Below are 19,160 nucleotides of genomic sequence, written 5' to 3'. Positions count from 1 at the left end.
CTCCATTTTTATGGAGGTAGAAACTATGAGTTTTTTTATAAATGAACTAATGAAATGCACGGAGAGCTTTGACCATAGAAAGTGTATCGGCAATGCCATGTATATCCCTCTTGGAGAGAACAATCGCTTGAAGCTTTTCTTTACCACACTTGGCTATGCCGACCATTACGAAGCACTCAGTATTAGTGCCATCGACAAGAATAACGGAGTGCTCGACAGGATTACAATCAAGTTTGAAGATATTTGGGGTAAAAAGCAAGTGAGCAACCCAAACTTCAAAGATGGTATCACCCCATATATTTGGAAGGACGGTAATGCTGCAGAGTGGTATGTGTACAAGCCTACCCCAAGAGATATGGAACTGCTTTCCGAGCAGATTAGCGATTATGCTGAACTGTTTATGGAGCAGAGTATGGAACTAAAAGAATCAGATTACCCCACAATGTCGATGTAAAACAACATACAGTAGTTTTCGTTGATATTTGGTATAGATAAATTCTGTATCTTGTGGTAATGTGTTGTGCTTGAAAGAGAGGTGAAAAAAATGTAGAAAAAGAAAAAAGTACTTAGTGAGCTGTACAATGGTAATATAACACCGCAATCAAGACCCATTGAAAATGGCAGTAAATATCAAGAGTTGCAAATCAAGATGGCTGAATTAGCAGATACTCTTGAGAAAAAGCTGTCTGATGAGGAAAAGAAGCTCCTTGATGAGATTATATCTACTTGGGGTAGCATCAGTAAAGCAAATGGCGAAGAACATTTTACCCTTGGCTTCCGATTGGGTGCAAAAATGATACTGGAAATCTTTGAAACAGATGACGAGCTGTTAGACCTAAAATAGGTTTAACAACTCGTCATTTTTTATGCCAATCCAAAAGGTGTATCGTGAAAACGGTACGCCTTAATCTTTTCACAGGGGGTGATTATCAATTGTTTATATGGGATTTTATTCTTGGCGATGTCATGGATCAGCTCATCGATTGGCTATATGGCCAAGTAGTTGGCTTTTTGGGTGCATTCTTTGCTCAAATGGGAAATATGGGTGTGGAGCTGTTTGAGATGACATGGGTGCAAAGCATTGTACTGTTTTTCTCCTACCTTGCATGGTCGCTCTATGTCATTGGTCTGGTGGTTTCCTGTTTTGAAACAGGAATTGAATACCAAAGTGGCAAGGGCAGTGTTAAAGAATCCATGCTGAATGCCCTAAAAGGGTTTATGGCAGTATCTCTTTTTACCATTGTTCCTATTCGGCTGTTTGAATTATCCGTCAATCTGCAAAGGAGCTTAACCGCAGGCATCACAGGATACGGTACCAGTTTTGGAGAAGTGGCAAAAGACATTATCTCGGGACTGTCTGTTACAGATGGTATTGAAAATGCCATGGGTTCAGGTATCTTCGGTGGACTAAGTGCTATCACAAGCCCTATCCTTTTGCTGTTTATCATCATTATGATGGGATACGCAGTCATTAAAGTGTTTTTTGCCAACCTCAAGCGTGGTGGTATTCTACTGATACAAATTGCTGTTGGCAGCCTATATATGTTCTCTGTCCCACGAGGATACTATGACGGTTTCATTCAGTGGTGCAAGCAAATTGTAGGACTTTGTCTTACTACCTTTTTGCAGGCCACGATTTTAACTGCAGGACTGATGGTACTCAAAGACCATTGCTTATTGGGGCTTGGACTTATGCTTGCAGCAGGAGAAGTACCGAGAATTGCCGGAGCCTTTGGACTGGACACCAGCACCAGAGCCAACATGATGAGTGCTGTCTACACGGCACAAGCAGCTGTAAATACAACAAGAACCGTGGTGCAGGCAGTAGCACCAAAGTAAATATGGAAAGGAATTAGCCTATGAAAATCATATATGTAGCATCCCCTTATGCCGGGGATATCCAAAAGAATACTGAATTTGCAAAGACTGCGTGTCACCATGTTATGGAACAGGGACACGCATTTTTTTGTCCACATTTGCTCTATCCAAATATTTTAGATGAGCATAATCCAAAGGAACGACAGCTTGGTTTAGATATGGGACTTGCTATACTAAAGGCCTGTGATGAGCTGTGGGTATTTGGCAAGCGTATCTCTCAAGGTATGTCAATGGAAATCGAGAGAGCCAAGGAATTTAAAATGCCCATTGTGTATCAAGAACTGGATGTTGTTCAAAATGTAATTCCCGCTTTTAATCCTAAAAATTTTGAAGTAAAGAGTAAGGACTATGGAAACACAGGCGGCAACTGTATGGTTGGCACTATACAGTTTTATCTACCGGATTTAGACAGAATCCTATGGGTTAACTGCAACGATGAATCGGCTTCAATCACAACGGCTGATTATATGTGGAACACCGATAGGAGTGAAAGTTGGGATTGCTATGAAGATGTCCTAGTAGCAAGTTTTTCCTTTGATGAATCGCCGGAACAGTGGAGTCAGTGGCTTCCGATGGTGCATGAAACATTGCTGTATACCATTGAGCAGGAAACGGCATATTTTAAGAAACCGTTCTCACTGCCTGTGGCATGGTTACCTGACACGATTCGAAAGAATGCAGAACCGGGATATCTTGACTGGCTACAGTCAGAGGGCAAGAATGCCGAAATCGAGGCACAAGGCCGTATCGTTATAGATGAGGCATATCCATGCAGTGAGCATACCCTATCCGGCATCGGAACAATGGGGTACCAGTAATGATAACTATGGGGAGCCTCTTCGATGGGATCGGTGGCTTTCCGCTAGCAGCCATTCATAATGGAATTGTCCCCGTGTGGGCAAGTGAAATTGAAACCTTTCCCATTGAAGTGACGAAAGTGCGATTTCCCGATATGATTCATGTCGGGGATATCACAAAACTAAATGGAGCAACACTTCCTCCTGTGGATATCATCTGCGGTGGCTCACCTTGCCAGGACTTATCTGTTGCAGGCAAACGAGCAGGACTGGAGGGAGAACGCTCGGGACTTTTTATGGAGCAAACACGCATAGCAAAGGAGATGAGAAAAGCCGATGAACAAAGAGGTATGCCAGCTCACCTTATTCGACCTCGATACCTCGTTTGGGAGAATGTCCCCGGAGCTTTCAGCTCCGCCGAGGGCGAAGATTTCAGGGCGGTCATCGAAGAAATTATCCGAATTAAGTACAGCATCTGTGATGTGCCTCGACCTGACACCGGGAAATGGCAATCTGCTGGGATTGCCATTTTGGGAAACGAATTCAGCTTGGCTTGGCGTGTCCTCGATGCTCAATACTGGGGAGTCGCCCAAAGACGCCGTCGTATCTTCCTTGTCGCAGATTTTGCAGGAGGCACCGCCCCAGAAATACTATTTAAGCAAGACAGCCTGTTTGGGGATTCTACGGAGAGCCAAAGCGAGGGATAAAGGACTTCCACTACAGTTGAAAACAGCACTTGAAATACAGGCAGGGTTAAGAGAAACTGTTGAAACAGAAGCGGATATGTCTGAACTAAAATCCTATCATATCAATCAGCGGAACGAAGGGATTGACCTTGACAATGTTTCGGGAACTTTGCTTGCCACACAAAATATGCAGATGCAAACCTTTGTGAAAGAACCCTTAAATCAGAAAGAAAAAATCGGATACGATGGATATGCCGGTGACATCACAGGACAAGTTGCTGCTACTCTCGGTACAAATTGTGGAGGTAGCACCGGCAGAAATGGAGTCATAGAACCCACTATCTGCCTCAACGACCAAGGCGGTGAAAGAATGGATGTGACAGAGGATATTACTGCAACCCTCCGTGCAGGAATGGGTGGTAATCTGCCTATTGTGATGGGAAGTCAGCAAGGTGGTGCTGAAGTTTGTGAGAACCTCTCTCCAACCATTACCTCAGCAGCAGGAACCAGTGGGAACAATCAGCCTGTGTTATTTGATAATCATGGCAAGGACTGTCGCTATAACGGACCACTAAAGGTTGCGCCCACTGTGGCAGCTACTTATGGAACAGGCGGAAATAATATTCCGCTATTATCCCAGCCCATTGCTTTTAGTTTTGACAGCAAGGACAGCAATTCCATGAAATCGTCAAACCCACATTCGGGTTGCAGAGAAACAGATAAGTCACGAACCCTTGACACCTCTAACCCCGATCCAAGCAAAAACCAAGGCGGTGTGGCGATTTTACAGCCACAGGAAAGCTATTGCATTGCAGCCAATACCATCGACCGACAACCCCAAAACGGTGGGAACGGACAAGGTGTGCAGAAAGACATCAGCTACACCCTTACCACCAGCGACATTCATGCAATCTATACGCCCGAACCCTATCAAGAAGTGGTGGGAGCTTTGATGGCTCGTGACTATAAGGGTGTGAACACGGTCTATGTCAATCAGGACAAATGCATTGCGGACAGAACCTACCAAGAAACAGTGGGTGCATTGTGCAACGGTGACCACAAGGGCATTGGCAATCAATATGTGTCACAGGATAAGTGTATCATAGATGATGCCTCGGCAGTGTTCGGAGGCATCGGTTATGCCGATTTTGCTGAGGGTATCAGCACCCTCAGAGCCAGTGGAGGCACCAATGGCGGGGGCAGTGAAAATCTTGCTGTCAAACGAAACCTTGTTCGCAGGCTGACACCCTTGGAGTGTGAAAGGCTTCAAGGGTTCCCCGATGGGTGGACAGCTATTGAAAAAGCCGCCGATAGCCCAAGATACAAGGCTCTTGGAAACAGTGTAGCAATTCCATGTGTTGACTTTGTCATGCGTGGGATTGCTTTCTTTTTGAAACAACAAAAGGAGGAAACCTAATTGGAATATCTATATCCCGACAATTTAAAATCCAAGGCAACACTATGGCTATGGGAATTGCGTGACATTGGTATCATCAGCATTGGATTGCTTATCTCTGTTTTTGCGTTATCGCAGACAGGTCTGTTATTGCCCATCGTCATCACCGCAGTGTATGCCTTTTTGTCAATTCGATTTGAGGATGTGAGCATCCTTGATTTTATCAAATACGCTGTTGCTTTCTTTTTCTTAAAGCCACAGCAATACGAATGGAGGTCAACAGATGAGTAAAAAAGAAAAGGGCTCTGTATCCACACAGAGCCTCATGAACATTGAAACCATCACCGATTACAGCCTTGTCACTCCTTATGGGGAGCTTGTATATTTTATTATTCACCCCACCAACATCTCTGTCTTGTCCGAAAGCAGTGTCAGCAGCAGAATCTATGCTCTCATGACTGTGCTAAAAGGCATCGCAGAAATCGAAATGCTCTGTCTGAATTCCAAAGAGAATTTTGATGATAACAAGAGCTTTTTACAAAGGCGTTTGGAGGAAGAACCGAATCCAATCATCCGCAGTCTGCTCCAAAAGGATAGTCAAAATCTTGACCGAATGCAGGTGCAGATGGCAACAGCAAGAGAGTTTTTAATCATCATTCGTCTTAGAAATGAAAAAGAAAGCGATGTGTTTCCCTATCTCTCACGAATTGAAAAGAGCCTAAAAGACCAAGGGTTCACCACAAGACGAGCCGAAAATGCCGACATCAAAAGAATCCTCGGGGTATATTTCGAGCAAAATGTCACGACCGATAAGTACGAGGACTTTGATGGTGAGCGTTGGGTGGTGCTTGGGGAGCAGTAGGTATTACGATTGAAAATCTTTTCTAAAAGTAATATAATGAATAAAACATAGCTTGATAAAGATAATTTTTTTGTAAAGGAAGTTGTCTTAAAATAGAAAATGTTTATTATTTATATAATCTTGTAGGGAGGATACTTACCGTGAAAATGCCGTCGGAACCAATTGAAACCATCATGTTTGCTCCTTGCGGAATGAACTGTAAAGTTTGCTATAAGCACTGCTATATGAAAAAACCTTGTGACGGTTGTTTGAAAAGTGACGAGGGAAAGCCAGAGCATTGTCGCAAGTGCAAGATTAAAGATTGTGTCAAACTGAAAGGTGTTTCTTATTGCTATGAATGCAGTGAATACCCTTGTAAGCTAATTAAAAATCTTGAGAAAAGTTATAATACCAGATATGGAGCAAGTCTTGTAGAAAACAGCCAGTTTGTTAAAGCAAATGGTTTGACTGCCTTCATGGAACAGCAAAAAGAGAGATATACCTGCCCTAATTGTGGTGGAATAATTTCCATTCATGATGCGGAATGTAGCGAATGTCAATGGCGGGTGAAATGAGTAAAACCTACATAATCAAAAAATCACAACCCAATAAAATCTGAATTACCCTAAAGCAACTTCATTCGTGAGGTTGCTTTTTTCATTTTTAAAACAGAGAAAGGAATGATGAAATCAATGAAAAAACAGAAATCAGAACCCTCTACTGACAGCAAAATCAAAACCTACTTGGATATGATTGCACCTGCGGTAGTGAAGTTTAACACCGACCACTATACCTGCGGCAACACTTTTCGATGCGTTTATGCCCTTAGAGAATATCCCACAAGCACGCAGGAGCAAGCAATCCTCCGCCACCTCGGAGAGAAAGATGGTGTAACACTACGGATTTATACAAGGCAAGTGACACCCACAGAAGAAAAAAGAATTATTCACAATGCCACCAATAAGAATCGTATGAAAACGGCAAATACCAATGACCTAAAGGAAACGGTTACGGCCGAAAGCAATCTACAGGATGTGGTGACACTGGTGTCCACTATGCACCGTAACCGAGAACCTCTCCTCCACTGTGCTGTTTACATCGAATTGACAGCCAGCGACTACGACAGCCTAAAGCTATTGCAGACAGATGTGCTGACAGAGCTTGTACGCTCAAAGCTTAATGTGGATAGGTTGTTGCTCCGTCAACAGCAAGGCTTTTTATGTGTCGGACCCAGTGGGCGAAATGTGTTTGGCAATCAGTATGAACGAGTATTGCCCGCCTCATCCGTTGCCAACCTTTACCCTTTTAACTATTCAGGCAAAACCGATAGTCATGGCTTTTATCTTGGGAGAGATAAGTTTGGTTCAAATATCCTTGTGGATTTTGATAAAAGAGATGATGATAAAACCAATCCTTGTATCCTAATTCTTGGCAACTCAGGGCAAGGCAAAAGCTATCTTTTAAAGCTAATTTTGTGCAATATCTTAGAGAGTGGCAAGAAAGTTATTGTCCTTGATCCTGAGCATGAGTTCGCAGAGCTTGCTGAAAATTTAGGTGGTTGTTTCATCGACCTGATGAGTGGACAATATATGATTAACCCACTTGAACCTAAAAGTTGGGATGATGGTGGTTCTCCCCAGGATAAGGATGCACCCATTGCATTTAGACAAGCCACAAAATTAAGTCAGCATATCTCATTCCTAAAGGACTTCTTCCGTTGCTACAAGGACTTCACCGACAAGCATATTGATGTCATTGAAATCATGCTCTCGAAGCTCTATATCAAATGGGGCATCAGCGACAGCACTGATTTTACTACATTACAGGCAGAAGAATATCCAATCCTATCCGACCTCTACACATTGATTGAGGAAGAATACAAGGGATACGACAGCAACAAGTATCAGATTTACACAGCAGAGCTTTTACAGGAAATTCTCTTAGGATTACACTCCATGTGCATGGGTGCGGAAAGTAAGTTTTTTAATGGGTATACCAACATCACCTCAGACCACTTTATTGTGTTTGGTGTGAAAGGGCTTTTACAAGCAAGTAAGAATGTAAAGAACGCTCTGCTTTTCAATGTGCTGTCCTTCATGTCGGATAAGCTGCTCACCGAGGGGAACACCGCCGCCGCCATTGATGAATTGTATTTGTTCCTCACCAATTTAACAGCAATCGAATATATTCGCAACTTTATGAAGCGAGTGCGAAAGAAAGAGTCCTCCGTTATTCTGTCCAGTCAGAATTTGGAGGACTTTAATATTGAGGGCATCCGTGAGATGACAAAGCCCTTGTTCTCTATCCCTACCCATCAATTCTTGTTTAACGCAGGAGCAGTGGATGCCAAGTTCTATATGGATACCTTGCAGCTAGAGGAAAGCGAATACAAGCTCATTCGTTTCCCACAGCGTGGAGTGTGTCTGTACAAATGCGGTAACGAGCGATACAACCTTGCTGTCCATGCACCAAGTTACAAGGAAAAGTTATTCGGAAAGGCAGGTGGCAGATGATAAGCTAAAACAAATCCACTTGACGATATATCGGAAGTCCGATACAATGATGGTGGTGATGAAAATGACAATCAATGAAATTATAAAAGAAAAAGGAATGTCCAAGTACAGTTTATCAAAGATAAGTGGTATCCCCTGGGCAACACTCTCCGATATTTGCTCTGGCAAAACAAGTCTTGCAAGGTGCAATGCGCAGACTCTTCAAAAGTTATCAAGTGCCTTTGAAATGACCATTGAAGAAGTTTTAAAGCTTCTGCCTGAGCCTTCTGAAAATACGAATAACGGTAAACCACAGGATCGTTCCTATTTGGAAACAAATCTTTCTGCCCATCTTCAAAAAGCAATCAGTGACTATATACAGGGAGAAAAAGATAGGGTAACCTATATGGATTGTCTGTGGGGAGAACTGTATGGGTCTATCAATGCCGACCTTTGGGCAGGCGTAATATCGGAAGAACAGGCAAATTATTTGAGAACAAAATACCTCTATGGAGAAGAAGAGGAGTGAGAAAATGATTGATTTTACAAACTGTCCTGTCAATAAATTTAAGGGCTATGGCGGTGCCAATGGAAACAAAATCAATATTATATATGAAGGCACAAGCTATATGTTGAAGTTTCCACCGGTACCAAATAAAAGTAAAGTGATGAGCTATACCAATAGCTGCATCAGTGAATATCTTGCCTGCCACATCATCGAAACCCTTGGCTTCGATGTGCAGCAGACATTGCTTGGCACATACACTGATAAACGTGGAAAAGAAAAAGTCGTAGTTGCCTGTAAGGATTTCACTGCCGATGGCAAAAAGCTGATGGAGTTTGCCCATCTGAAGAATACCTGTGTAGATAGTGAGCAAAGTGGATATGGTACAGACATCACCTCAATTTTAAAAGCAATTGAGGAACAGTCACTCGTTGATCCACAAAAACTAAAAGATTTCTTTTGGGATATGTTTATTGTAGATGCCTTTTTAGGCAACTTCGATCGGCACAATGGAAACTGGGGTATTCTGATTGATGAGCAAAAACAATATGCGCAGATTGCTCCAGTCTATGACTGTGGTTCTTGCCTTTATCCGCAAATGGATAGTACGATGATGGAAACTGTTTTGAATAATGAAGAAGAGATTAACCAGCGAATTTATCTCTTTCCTACCTCGGCTATTTTAGAGAATGGTAAAAAAATATCCTACTTTGACTACATCTCTTCCCTTCAAAACGAGGATTGCAACAGAGCATTAAAAAGAATGGGAGAACGTATTAATATGGAGAGCATCTGTTGTCTGATTGATGAAACACCTGCAATTACAGAGATGCAGAAGGATTTTTACAAAGTCATGGTCTTCGAGAGAAAGGCAAAAATCCTGGACCACAGCATGGAGTTACTTTTAAAGCAGGAACTTTCACAGCAAGAGTAATGAGGGGCATTGGAACTGATACAAGAATTTGAGCTATAAATATTTAGATGAAATCACTCACCGCCATGGTGGGTGATTTTTTTATGGAGGTGATTATTTGGCAGAAGCAATATCTACAACGCTCCTTGTAGCAAAGGCAGCGGCCACCACTCTGAGCGATGAGCGAATATGTAAAGGCATCGCTTGGACAATTGGTCTTATCCTCTCGCCTATTATTTTAATCGTTGTGTTAATCTGTGGACTGCTCTCCGGCACAGCAGATCATAACAACACTGCTGTGGGATTGTGCTTTGATGGGGGTGTGATTTCGGGTAATGTCCCCGAAGATTATAGAGGATACATTGAAGATATGCGTAGCAGCTTTACATTGTTGGAAGGCACAATTGCATCGGTAAACAGTGAAATGGAAGATGGAGATAGCCTCGACTCGACAAGAGTTAAGGCTATTTTTTATGCTCTGTTTTTCGGCGCTGAAAGTCCATCACGAGTGGAACACAAGCGGTTTGTAGATGCGTTTGTCACCTATGAAGAACGTACACGAACCGTCACCACCACCGATGCAGAGGGCAATGAAACTACAGAAGAAGAAACCTATATCGTGGCAGTTCCGATAAAAGAACTGCCCGTGGTATACGCAAACATCTCCTCTGTGATGGGGGTAACCGTCACCACAGAGCATCAAATTAACGCCACAGAAATTTATTATCGGGTATTGTATGGCAGACCAGCTCCCACCTATGGACAAGAGTTTGATGATTGGTCTAACGGATTGCCAACTTCAGATGCACCGTTTATCGGTGCAGATGGTTTCTGTTCACCGTTAGGTGAAAATTGGCGGAGCATGGTCACCTCGGAATTTGGGTACCGAAAAGACCCATTCACCGGGCAGACAAAAGGTCATGGTGGCCTGGATATGGGCGCACCTAAAGGTACACCCATTCGCTCTGCACTGGACGGAACCGTCTATGTGGTTCGGTACTCTACCTCAGGATATGGCTATCATGTCATGGTGGATCATGGCGGTGGCTTCGTCACATTGTATGCCCACTGCTCTAAAATTCTTGTCAGCGAAGGACAGCAAGTGAAAGCCGGTGACAAGATTGGAGAGGTAGGAACGACAGGCAGAAGCACAGGCAACCACCTCCACTTTGAAGTTCGTATTGGTGGAGAGAAGCAAAACCCAAGAAGTTATTTACCGTAAAAAGGAGGATTTTATGCTATCAACAAATACAATTTTTGAAAGAAAAGTATCGGTAATCGAACCGAAGCCCTGTACCATTGAGGCGATTTATGAAATGGATAACGAAGCCTTTGAATATTTCTGTGATAGCCTCATGGAAAATCACAGCTTCATTTCAGATTTAAACAAGTATATGTATGTAGACTCTGCAGGTGTTATCCATGGACTTCTTGCCCTCAATACAGAAAGCGGTGACGGCATTTTAGACAGCCAAGGCTATGACTACGCTCGCTATACAGCGTTTATGCCTAATGCAAAAGAATATGTAGATAAGCAAATTTCACTGGTAGCCGAGCAGATTGTAAAGGATGCCATCCAAATGTCAGACGAATGTGAGTATGCCTTTGACTGTGAGAGTGCAGAAAAACATTATGAATTACTCGTCACCGATGACAACGGTATTGGTATAATTCTCCTCCACAAGCTTCAAGAATGTGAGGAATTTTCTGATATTGAAATTGAAGATGATGTCTTTTATCTCAAGCTCAAGGAGGAATTTAAAATAGAGCAAACCATATCCGAACCCACAATGCAGATGTAAAGGAGCGTTTTAAAATGAAAGGATCTATGATGAAAGTGGTAAAGGTTGAGGTCGGTGAGCCTCCTCAGGTAAAAGAAATTCAAAATGAACTTGCAGCCTTGCAAGCAGAAGTAGGCGGTCTGATTGAATGTGTTTATCTTGAAGATGGTTGCCTCGCTATCATCAATGAGGAAGGTAAAATCAACGGTATGGAACCCAACCGTAGGATTGAAAACGATATTATTTGCGGTCCGTTTTTCCTTTGTGGTGATACACCCGATGGCGAGTTCACCTCTTTGAACGAGGAACAAATCCAAAAATACACCCAGCAATTTTCTGATGTTCCAACCTTTACAGGTGAAGAACTTGAGCTTGAACCTCGCATGACCTTCATCGGATTTGATTATTAATAGGAGGATTGAATATGAAAAAAGAAACTGTTTCGGTACAAATGGAGAGTGAAAAGCTCCGAGCCACTAAGCGATATATGAAGAAAAAAGAGGTGTCCTTGGAACAGGAGCTTATTGATGCACTGGGAAAGCTCTATGAAAAATATGTTCCAGCACCTGTCCGCGAGTACATTGACGAAGCCTCTGAGGACAGCAAATACACAGCAAAAGCGAAGAAACCTAAAGTAGCAGAACCGTCCGTCAGTGGTAACACCATGTGATAAAACAGCAGACTCCATCGTGTTGCCATCTGTCTGCCCCTGTGTGCGATTTTATCGCCATAGGTAGGATAACAACACCCATAGGCACGGATGGGGGCGTTTTGAGGGCAATTTGGCGAAATGAAAAAGTAAGCCAAAAAATCGATGAGAAATACGGTGGTAAATAGAGCTGATTTAGGTGGAAATTTACCGTTCGATTTTGGTGCAGGATAAAGAGAGGTGGTCGCAAACGACCTCCTCTTGATTACGGCGGACGGCAATGCCGACCGCAAAAGCCACACCGTTCAAGGCTTTAACCTCTTACAGCTTCATTCATTGTGCATGTTTTTAGGTGGTCAGTTTTAGCGTTTTGAGTCACTTAGGTGGTCGGAACAACATAAAATCTAGTGTTTAAGCCTTTTTTGGGTGGTCGGCAAGGTGTACAAACGAGTAAAGGAGTGCAATTATGAAAAAAACAAATTATGAAAACAAGAAAAGAAGTGCTATGTGGTTATATCCTGAAACATATCTGAAGATAGATAGAAATTTGGAACTTACCGATTGTAAAAATCGCAGTGATTTTATTGAGAAAGCCGTGGAATTTTATATTGGCTATCTCAGCAGTCAAAGTTCCACAACCTACCTTTCCAAAATCCTGTTGGAATCTATCAGTGGTACACTTAAGGAAACAGAGAATCGACAGTCTGCAAATCTCTTTCGCCTGTCGGTTGAGATGAGCATGATGATGAATATTCTTGCCGCAGGTCTTGAAATCAGTGATGAAGATTTGCATAAGCTTCGTGGTAGATGTGTGCAGGAGGTCAAACGCAACAAAGGCAGAATCAATATGGAGGATGCCGTAAAATATCAGCAGGGATTGATTGACTAATGCCAAGAGTCATATTCAAGTGTCCATATCTGAAAAGCGGTGACACAGCACATAAAGAAAATCTCGTCAGCTACATTGCTACCAGAGATGGTGTGCAGAAAATGGTCATCCGAAATAAAAATCTTCCCGCTACGAAAAAGCAGGAGCAGCTCATTACCCAAATTCTAAATGAATTTCCCGATACCAAAAATCTATTTGAGTACGAGGACTATCTAGAAAATAAAACCCTTGAAAATGCCTCGGAGTTTATTACAAATGCCTTGGAACATAACCTTGATGTGGTTGTGAAGAAAGAAAACTATGTTGACTACATTGCAAACCGTCCAAGAGTAGAAAAGATATCCTCTCACGGTTTATTCAATGGTGGCAGTGATAAAATCATATTGTCCAAAGTAGCAAAAGAGGTTTCCGAACATGAAGGCAATGTGTGGCTACCGATTATCTCTCTTAGGCGGGAGGAGGCAATTAGAACCGAATTTGATAATGCCGAGCGATGGAAAGATTACCTCTCATCCTATGCGCCAACTATTGCAGAAAGCTTAAAAATTCCCTTGGAGGAGTTTCGTTGGTACGCTGCCTTCCACGATGAAAACCACCATCCCCATATCCACATGATTTGTTATTGTGAAAATGCAAGGCATGGCTTTCTTGACAAAAAAGGGATTGCCAAAATAAAGTCAGGGCTTGTGTCAGGAATTTTCAAACAAGAAATGATTGCTATTTATGCCGAACAGACGAAACGAAGAGATACATTAAAAGCAGAGAGTAAAAAAGTGATAGAGCAGCTCTTCATGAAGATCTCTGCCGGTGAAATGCAGACCGCAGCTATTGAAAAAATGCTTGCAGAGCTTTCCGAAAATCTGGAATGCACCCAAGGCAAAAGGGTGTATGGTTATCTTCCCCCTCGCACAAAAAAGTTGGTGGACGACATCACCGATGAGCTTGCAAAGGAGCCGTCCATAGCTCACGCTTATAAGTTGTGGTGCGAAATGAGAAGTGAAATTACTGCAAGCTACCGTGATACTCCCGAACCAATCTTTCCTTTGTCACAGCAGAAAGAGTTTAAGTCTATTAAAAACCACATTATCTATGAGGCGGATAGACTTGCAAAGGGTGAAATAATTCTTACAGAGATTGATGAGATGGAGCAACTTGACGAATCATCTGTGCAGGAGGAAACAATTGCTGATAGCAGTTTCCTCGAACCTATAGATACAGAGGAAGAAATAGGAATGGAAGAAAATAATTCACCCTATGTCAAATGGACGGAGGAATACAAACAGGCTCGTGTTTTTCTCTTTGGCGATGCTGACCACGAGCCTGACTTTGAATGTGCCTTGGAGCTGCTGCAAGCAGAATCCCAAAATGGGAATATGCTTGCAGTTTTTGATTTAGGGCGAATGTATGCTGACGGACTTGGTATGGAAATTGATACTGAGAAAGCACAGAGATATTACAAGCAGGCTCTTGATGGGTTACTATTTCTAGAAAACAAAAAGCCTTGTAAATACCTAGAATATCGTATCGGCAAAATGTATGCACAGGGTCATGGTACAGAACAAGACTATGAATTAGCCGCCGAATGGTTTCAAAAATCGGCAAAAGAGAACTACAAGTATGCAGAATACTCCCTCGGCGGTCTTTTCTATCGAGGACAAGGTGTAGAGCAAAGCTATGAGAAAGCCTTTGAATTATATCTCCGTAGTGCAAAGCAAGGTTTTCCTTATGCCTATTTTGAAGTGGCAAAAATGTTTCGTGATGGCATTGGTACTGAAAAAGATAAAGAACAAAGCACTCATCACTTTGAAAAAGCCTATCTAGGTTTTGTTGCCTTAGAAAAACAAAATCACGATGACAAAATCCAATATCGCCTTGGGTGGATACTCCAAAATGGAATAGGCACTGAAAAAGATGTCCCTAAAGCAAAAGAATACTTTGAAAAGTCGGCAAAGCTGGGCAATCCCTTTGCCTGTTATTCTTTGGCGAAACTCATTCTTACTGAAGATAATTTGACCACCGAAGAATTGCAAACAGCCTTAAAGTATCTGCAAACTGCTTCAGACAGTGGAAATGAGTTGGCACAGTATTCTCTTGCCAAACTTTATTATAAAGGTGAACATTTAGAGCATAACCTCACTAAGGCTGTGGAGCTGTTTTCCTTGTCGGCAGAACAAGGCAACGAGTGGGCAGCATACTCACTGGGTAAAATTTATCTCAATGAGGAAAGCTGCAGAGATATTCAAAAGGCAGTAAACTGGCTGTCACAATCGGCTGAAAAGCAAAATCAGTTTTCACAATATCAGCTCGGTAAACTTTATCTCGCAGGTGAGCAGATACCTAAGGATACTCAGAAAGCTGTGTTCTATCTCTCAGCATCAGTCGAACAAGGAAATCAATTTGCGGGGTATATTCTCGGTAAGCTGTATCTTATGGGTAAGGACGTGCCAAAGGATAAGGAAACTGCTATCAAATGGTTTACGCTGTCGGCAGAGCAAGGCAATGAGTACGCTCAATTTTTTCTTGATAATATTGACAGGTGGAAAGAACTCTCGGTGTCTTTTGCGGTGACAAGACTCATGCACCACATGAGTCAAATATTTGAAAATAATCAGCCATCGCAAAAATCTGTTGTCAGTCTGAAGATTGACAGCAAGCGCATGAGAAAACTCAGAGAAAAGAAACTGGCACAAGGTCATAAGCAGGACGATCACGAACAGCGTTTGGAATATTAAAAAAGGAGGTGCATTTTATGAAGAAAAGCAAGAAAGAACCCTATCAAATATTCCCTTCTAATAAATTCAATATCCCTCAGAATGCGAAAGGCTACCCAATCAAACGGATAGCCTTTCATCGTAAAGTGGGAAAAAACAATTGAGGAGGTGTCTATGGCAAAATACATTCATTTTACCGATGAGGAAAAAGAACGAGCCAATAGTGTTGACCTTGAACATTTTTTATTGCAACAAGGTGAAAAGCTGATGCCGTCCGGCAGAGAAAAAAGACTCTCCAGTGATCACAGCATTACCGTCCGTGGCAATGAGTGGTACGATCATGCTGCTGAGCAAGGTGGTTATGCCATTGATTTTGTAAAGAGTTTTTATAATCTTTCGTTTCCCGATGCAGTCACCATGCTGTTAGGCGGTAGCTGTGGAACGGTCTACCATCAGGCATCGGAGCGTGTAGAAGAACCGAAAAAGCCCTTTGAATTGCCGCCGCAGAATAAGGATATGCGAAGAACCTTTGCCTATCTCATCAAGCACCGCTGTTTAGACAGTGAGGTGCTATCGACATTTGCAAGGGAACAGCTAATTTATGAGAGCCTTGAAAAATCCAAGAACGGAAAGAACGAGTTTCACAATGCAATTTTTGTTGGCTACGATGAAAATGGCGTAGCTCGTCATGCACACAAGCGTGGGATCTATTCCAAAGGTAAAAGCTACAAGGGTAATATTGACAGTAGTAATCCTAGTTACAGCTTCAATCGAAAAGGTATAAGTGACAGACTCTATGTTTTTGAGGCACCCATAGATATGCTGTCATTTATCAGTATGTATAAAAACAGCGATTGGAAAAAGCATAGCTATGTGGCACTCTGTGGTCTGTCGGAACAGGCAATGCTGAAACAGCTTGATAATAACCAAAGCTTAACCACCGTTGTTCTTTGTCTTGACAATGACTCTGCCGGGCAAAAAGCTGTGGATAAGTTTGCAAAGCTACTTGTGGAAAGAGAAATTACAGTCAAAAGGTTACTGCCTAATCTTAAAGATTTCAATGAGGACTTACAGGAACAACAGAGAGAGCCAAAGCGAGAAATAAGTTTAAAGATGGATTAAAAATCATATAACCGAGGGCAGTAATGCTCTCGGTTATAAAGAAAATATTTATTTGCCTATGTCTTAGAATTTTTTTATCCATACACAGTGCAATGCTCATAATGGGTAATTAATAGAGGTCTATTAGCACAACTTCAGGTCGATTATAAAAGCGGGGGATTCGGGTGCTTTCTTTGGCAAGCCCTCTGCTTACAATCATAGTTGTATTATCCACTATGTACTTTCCACCGGCATACTTCGGAAACCATCCTTGATTTGGAGCATACACTCCGTTGACTAATCCCGGTATTCTCCATTGACCGCCATGTGCATGACCGCTTAACACAAGGTCAAAACCTTCTGTAACGTATCGATCCAGATATTCCGGCCTATGCGAAAGAAGAATTGTATAGTTTGCATTATCTGATAGTTTTTTTACTTTCTCGATTTGTTCCTCAAAACTCAGCGTACTGTAATTTCTGTCCCTAGAAGCAATCATTGCAGCATCAGGATCATCTACCCCACAAATATTTATTGTTTCATTGTTTATAGTGAGTATTTCCATTTCAGCGCTTAAATGGATCACTCCGAAATTTTTGAGAATTTGCATTTTTTCTTCAAACGCACTTCTTCCGCTCCAATATTCGTGATTCCCGGTTACATAATAGCATGGATATTTTTTTGTTATATTCTCAAGAAAGAATACCGTATTATCATTGGAAATCACATCATCAAAAATATCCCCTGCAAGCATAACTAGGTCAGGACTTTCCTTGTCCAACAAGTCTATTAGTGCTGATTCATCTTCGCCGTAACTACATGAATGTAAATCTGTAATGAGTGCAATCTTGATATGGTTTTCTATATTTTCAGCATCAACCTCGTATTCCTGTATGCGTAGTCCATTATATAAACCAAGCGAAATAAATGCGATGAATAAGCATAGCAGGATTGCTATGAAATATTTTACTTTCATTATTTTTCTCCTAATGATACTCATGTTATATAAATACACCCCACTCAACTACTCAAAGTTATAACTTCGAGAGAATGGAGATTATGTTCACGACTAGCATCTGTGATGTGCAGTCGGTTAAATTAATTTTATCATAAAAATTTTCTAAAAGAAAGGAGTCATCTCGTGAACGAACCACTGATCATTTTAATATCCTCTGCCGCCTTGATGTTTCTCGTCATAGGCGGCCTTTCTATGTTGGCACACTTTTACACCCTTAACGGTATCAAAAGCAAAACAGTAGGTGACGGTCAACATGGTGTGGCAAGGTTTCTAACAAAGAAAGAAGTTAAGCAAGTATATAATCAAGTTCTATTTGATGTTCCCAACTGGCGTAAGGGTGAAAATCTTCCCCAAGAGCAAGGTTTGGTTGTTGGCTCTCTTGGAAACAAAGATGCTGTCACAGGTTTAGTGGATATAGGCGATGTTCACTGCCTTATGATTGGTGCTGCCGGTGTTGGTAAAACCGCATTCTTCCTCTATCCTAATTTGGAATATGCCTGTGCCAGTGGCATGAGCTTCATCACCACCGATACTAAGGGAGATTTGGCTCGAAATTATGGTAGCATCGCCAAAGAAAACTATGGCTACAATATTGCAGTCATTGATTTGCGTAACCCCACCAAGAGTGACGGCAACAATCTGCTTCATCTCGTTAACAAATATATAGATATCTACCGTGCTGACAACAATAATCTGATGGCGAAAGCAAAGGCGGAAAAGTATGCCAAGATTATTGCCAAGACCATTATTGCTCCCAACGGCGATAATTCCTCAATGGGGCAAAATGCGTTTTTCTATGATTCGGCAGAGGGGTTGCTCTCAGCGGTGATTTTACTCCTTGCAGAGTTTTTGCCGCCTACAAAAATTGATGGGCAGATGGTAGAGAGACGCCATATCGTGTCAGTGTTCAAAATGGTACAAGATCTCACAGTCCCCTCAAAGGTGAAAGGAAAAAGTCAATTTCAAGTGATGATGGAGATGCTACCGTCTACCCATAAGGCAAGATGGCTTGCTGGTGCAGCGCTCAACTCAAGCGAAGCAGCAATGGCATCTGTTCTGTCTACCGTACTCTCAAAGCTCAATGCCTTTCTTGATACTGAGCTTGAACAGATTTTGTGTTTTCATACCGCTATTGATGCAGAAAAGTTTTGTAAGGAGAAGTCTGCAATCTTCTTAATCTTGCCGGAGGAGGACAACAGTGCGACACGTTCCTAACTGAAAAGGTTAGGCACAAGTCATTCAATGAAAATTGAAAAAATTTCATAAATAACTTGTAGAACTGATATTTCGAGAGGTGGAATGACGGAGTAACGCCCCGAAACGCCCCCTTGATACTGCGACAGGCAATGCGAAAATGTAACGTTCGGTTGTCTGAAGCTCGCTGAAGTCGGCAGAGAGTAACCCAAACAGATAATGCTGTGGAAAGCTGTATAGAGGTATACGGTGTTGCCTATATGTCGGAGGTCTAAAATATACCTATGGTGAGTATGTGGTGTAAAAGAC

19 protein-coding genes and 3 pseudogenes are annotated in these 19,160 nt (G+C 42.1%); 21 read left to right on the top strand and 1 reads right to left on the bottom strand.

Translation table 11 applies throughout. The features are described 5' to 3' along the window. Nucleotides 1-25 precede the first annotated feature (25 nt). The 20 genes and pseudogenes from PBV87_RS07780 to PBV87_RS07690 all read left to right on the top strand — a co-directional run bounded on the left by PBV87_RS07780 (nucleotide 26) and on the right by PBV87_RS07690 (nucleotide 16,660). Nucleotides 26-454, top strand: coding sequence for a hypothetical protein (locus PBV87_RS07780; RefSeq protein WP_271011761.1), 429 nt, complete (start codon nucleotides 26-28; stop codon nucleotides 452-454). Nucleotides 455-568: 114 nt separating this feature from the next. After that, a pseudogene (locus tag PBV87_RS07775) lies at nucleotides 569-844 on the top strand (DUF6809 family protein); the annotation flags it as partial. A gap of 89 nt (nucleotides 845-933) precedes the next feature. After that, nucleotides 934-1,839 carry a conjugal transfer protein TrbL family protein gene (locus PBV87_RS07770; RefSeq protein ID WP_271011808.1) on the top strand — a complete coding sequence of 302 codons (906 nt, stop codon included), beginning with the start codon at nucleotides 934-936 and terminating at the stop codon, nucleotides 1,837-1,839. Nucleotides 1,840-1,859: 20 nt separating this feature from the next. Then, nucleotides 1,860-2,696, top strand: a complete 837-nt coding sequence (locus PBV87_RS22855) for a DUF7768 domain-containing protein (RefSeq protein WP_330680359.1) — start codon at nucleotides 1,860-1,862, stop codon at nucleotides 2,694-2,696. Nucleotides 2,697-2,704: 8 nt separating this feature from the next. Further along, a pseudogene (locus tag PBV87_RS23045) lies at nucleotides 2,705-3,539 on the top strand (DNA cytosine methyltransferase); the annotation flags it as partial. A gap of 9 nt (nucleotides 3,540-3,548) precedes the next feature. Further along, the gene (locus PBV87_RS23040) at nucleotides 3,549-4,778 is read left to right on the top strand and encodes a DNA cytosine methyltransferase (protein ID WP_416388421.1); all 1,230 of its coding nucleotides are present in this window, start codon (nucleotides 3,549-3,551) and stop codon (nucleotides 4,776-4,778) included. After that, nucleotides 4,779-5,048, top strand: a complete 270-nt coding sequence (locus tag PBV87_RS07755; protein WP_271011759.1) for a hypothetical protein — start codon at nucleotides 4,779-4,781, stop codon at nucleotides 5,046-5,048. After that, nucleotides 5,041-5,619: a hypothetical protein gene (locus PBV87_RS07750; protein WP_271011758.1), complete on the top strand. Its 579-nt coding sequence runs from the start codon at nucleotides 5,041-5,043 to the stop codon at nucleotides 5,617-5,619. The genes PBV87_RS07755 and PBV87_RS07750 overlap by 8 nt, the downstream gene beginning before the upstream one ends. A gap of 140 nt (nucleotides 5,620-5,759) precedes the next feature. Beyond that, nucleotides 5,760-6,173 (top strand): DUF3795 domain-containing protein, encoded by a 414-nt coding sequence (locus PBV87_RS07745; RefSeq protein WP_271011757.1) that lies wholly within the window; start codon nucleotides 5,760-5,762, stop codon nucleotides 6,171-6,173. Nucleotides 6,174-6,278: 105 nt separating this feature from the next. Continuing rightward, nucleotides 6,279-8,111, top strand: a complete 1,833-nt coding sequence (locus tag PBV87_RS07740; protein WP_271011756.1) for a VirB4 family type IV secretion system protein — start codon at nucleotides 6,279-6,281, stop codon at nucleotides 8,109-8,111. A 64-nt stretch (nucleotides 8,112-8,175) separates the two neighbouring features. Next, nucleotides 8,176-8,619 carry a helix-turn-helix domain-containing protein gene (locus tag PBV87_RS07735; RefSeq protein WP_271011755.1) on the top strand — a complete coding sequence of 148 codons (444 nt, stop codon included), beginning with the start codon at nucleotides 8,176-8,178 and terminating at the stop codon, nucleotides 8,617-8,619. A 4-nt stretch (nucleotides 8,620-8,623) separates the two neighbouring features. Further along, on the top strand, nucleotides 8,624-9,529 hold the full coding sequence (locus PBV87_RS07730; RefSeq protein ID WP_271011754.1) for a HipA domain-containing protein: 906 nt from the start codon (nucleotides 8,624-8,626) through the stop codon (nucleotides 9,527-9,529). A gap of 97 nt (nucleotides 9,530-9,626) precedes the next feature. Then, nucleotides 9,627-10,730: a M23 family metallopeptidase gene (locus PBV87_RS07725; RefSeq protein ID WP_271011753.1), complete on the top strand. Its 1,104-nt coding sequence runs from the start codon at nucleotides 9,627-9,629 to the stop codon at nucleotides 10,728-10,730. Between the two features lie 13 nt (nucleotides 10,731-10,743). Further along, on the top strand, nucleotides 10,744-11,310 hold the full coding sequence (locus PBV87_RS07720; protein ID WP_271011752.1) for a DUF6329 domain-containing protein: 567 nt from the start codon (nucleotides 10,744-10,746) through the stop codon (nucleotides 11,308-11,310). 14 nt (nucleotides 11,311-11,324) lie between these two features. After that, complete coding sequence (locus PBV87_RS07715; RefSeq protein ID WP_271011751.1) at nucleotides 11,325-11,699, top strand: DUF3846 domain-containing protein; 375 nt, start codon at nucleotides 11,325-11,327, stop codon at nucleotides 11,697-11,699. 14 nt (nucleotides 11,700-11,713) lie between these two features. Next, nucleotides 11,714-11,959 (top strand): DUF6103 family protein, encoded by a 246-nt coding sequence (locus tag PBV87_RS07710; protein ID WP_271011750.1) that lies wholly within the window; start codon nucleotides 11,714-11,716, stop codon nucleotides 11,957-11,959. A gap of 445 nt (nucleotides 11,960-12,404) precedes the next feature. After that, on the top strand, nucleotides 12,405-12,827 hold the full coding sequence (locus tag PBV87_RS07705; protein ID WP_271011749.1) for a hypothetical protein: 423 nt from the start codon (nucleotides 12,405-12,407) through the stop codon (nucleotides 12,825-12,827). After that, nucleotides 12,827-15,559 carry a MobP3 family relaxase gene (mobP3, locus tag PBV87_RS07700; protein ID WP_271011748.1) on the top strand — a complete coding sequence of 911 codons (2,733 nt, stop codon included), beginning with the start codon at nucleotides 12,827-12,829 and terminating at the stop codon, nucleotides 15,557-15,559. The genes PBV87_RS07705 and mobP3 overlap by 1 nt, the downstream gene beginning before the upstream one ends. Before the next feature lie 17 nt (nucleotides 15,560-15,576). Further along, complete coding sequence (locus PBV87_RS07695) at nucleotides 15,577-15,702, top strand: hypothetical protein (RefSeq protein ID WP_271011747.1); 126 nt, start codon at nucleotides 15,577-15,579, stop codon at nucleotides 15,700-15,702. Nucleotides 15,703-15,712: 10 nt separating this feature from the next. Continuing rightward, the gene (locus PBV87_RS07690) at nucleotides 15,713-16,660 is read left to right on the top strand and encodes a DUF3991 and toprim domain-containing protein (RefSeq protein ID WP_271011746.1); all 948 of its coding nucleotides are present in this window, start codon (nucleotides 15,713-15,715) and stop codon (nucleotides 16,658-16,660) included. Nucleotides 16,661-16,769: 109 nt separating this feature from the next. On the opposite strand, the gene PBV87_RS07685 is transcribed toward PBV87_RS07690, so the two are convergent. Continuing rightward, complete coding sequence (locus PBV87_RS07685) at nucleotides 16,770-17,615, bottom strand: metallophosphoesterase (RefSeq protein WP_271011745.1); 846 nt, start codon at nucleotides 17,613-17,615, stop codon at nucleotides 16,770-16,772. A 207-nt stretch (nucleotides 17,616-17,822) separates the two neighbouring features. On the opposite strand from PBV87_RS07685, the pseudogene PBV87_RS07680 reads away from it, so the two are divergent. Further along, nucleotides 17,823-18,857, top strand: a pseudogene (locus tag PBV87_RS07680) (type IV secretory system conjugative DNA transfer family protein); the annotation flags it as partial. Nucleotides 18,858-19,160 lie beyond the last annotated feature (303 nt).

The organism is Holtiella tumoricola (genome assembly GCF_027857615.1).
In the GTDB taxonomy this organism is placed as follows: Bacteria; Bacillota; Clostridia; order Lachnospirales; family Cellulosilyticaceae; genus Holtiella; species Holtiella tumoricola.
Note: the sequence above shows the minus strand (reverse complement) of the source record. Positions and strands in the feature narration are given on the sequence as shown.

What these genes read in the sequence shown, in the direction of transcription:
- PBV87_RS07740 (WP_271011756.1), top strand. Translation starts at nt 6,279, where the DNA reads ATGATGAAATCAATGAAAAAACAGAAATCAGAACCCTCTACTGACAGC.
- PBV87_RS07685 (WP_271011745.1), bottom strand. Translation starts at nt 17,615, where the DNA reads ATGAAAGTAAAATATTTCATAGCAATCCTGCTATGCTTATTCATCGCA.
- PBV87_RS07690 (WP_271011746.1), top strand. Translation starts at nt 15,713, where the DNA reads ATGGCAAAATACATTCATTTTACCGATGAGGAAAAAGAACGAGCCAAT.
- PBV87_RS07705 (WP_271011749.1), top strand. Translation starts at nt 12,405, where the DNA reads ATGAAAAAAACAAATTATGAAAACAAGAAAAGAAGTGCTATGTGGTTA.
- PBV87_RS23040 (WP_416388421.1), top strand. Translation starts at nt 3,549, where the DNA reads ATGCAGATGCAAACCTTTGTGAAAGAACCCTTAAATCAGAAAGAAAAA.
- PBV87_RS07720 (WP_271011752.1), top strand. Translation starts at nt 10,744, where the DNA reads ATGCTATCAACAAATACAATTTTTGAAAGAAAAGTATCGGTAATCGAA.
- PBV87_RS07715 (WP_271011751.1), top strand. Translation starts at nt 11,325, where the DNA reads ATGAAAGGATCTATGATGAAAGTGGTAAAGGTTGAGGTCGGTGAGCCT.
- PBV87_RS22855 (WP_330680359.1), top strand. Translation starts at nt 1,860, where the DNA reads ATGAAAATCATATATGTAGCATCCCCTTATGCCGGGGATATCCAAAAG.
- PBV87_RS07710 (WP_271011750.1), top strand. Translation starts at nt 11,714, where the DNA reads ATGAAAAAAGAAACTGTTTCGGTACAAATGGAGAGTGAAAAGCTCCGA.
- PBV87_RS07750 (WP_271011758.1), top strand. Translation starts at nt 5,041, where the DNA reads ATGAGTAAAAAAGAAAAGGGCTCTGTATCCACACAGAGCCTCATGAAC.
- mobP3 (WP_271011748.1), top strand. Translation starts at nt 12,827, where the DNA reads ATGCCAAGAGTCATATTCAAGTGTCCATATCTGAAAAGCGGTGACACA.
- PBV87_RS07735 (WP_271011755.1), top strand. Translation starts at nt 8,176, where the DNA reads ATGACAATCAATGAAATTATAAAAGAAAAAGGAATGTCCAAGTACAGT.
- PBV87_RS07730 (WP_271011754.1), top strand. Translation starts at nt 8,624, where the DNA reads ATGATTGATTTTACAAACTGTCCTGTCAATAAATTTAAGGGCTATGGC.
- PBV87_RS07695 (WP_271011747.1), top strand. Translation starts at nt 15,577, where the DNA reads ATGAAGAAAAGCAAGAAAGAACCCTATCAAATATTCCCTTCTAATAAA.
- PBV87_RS07780 (WP_271011761.1), top strand. Translation starts at nt 26, where the DNA reads ATGAGTTTTTTTATAAATGAACTAATGAAATGCACGGAGAGCTTTGAC.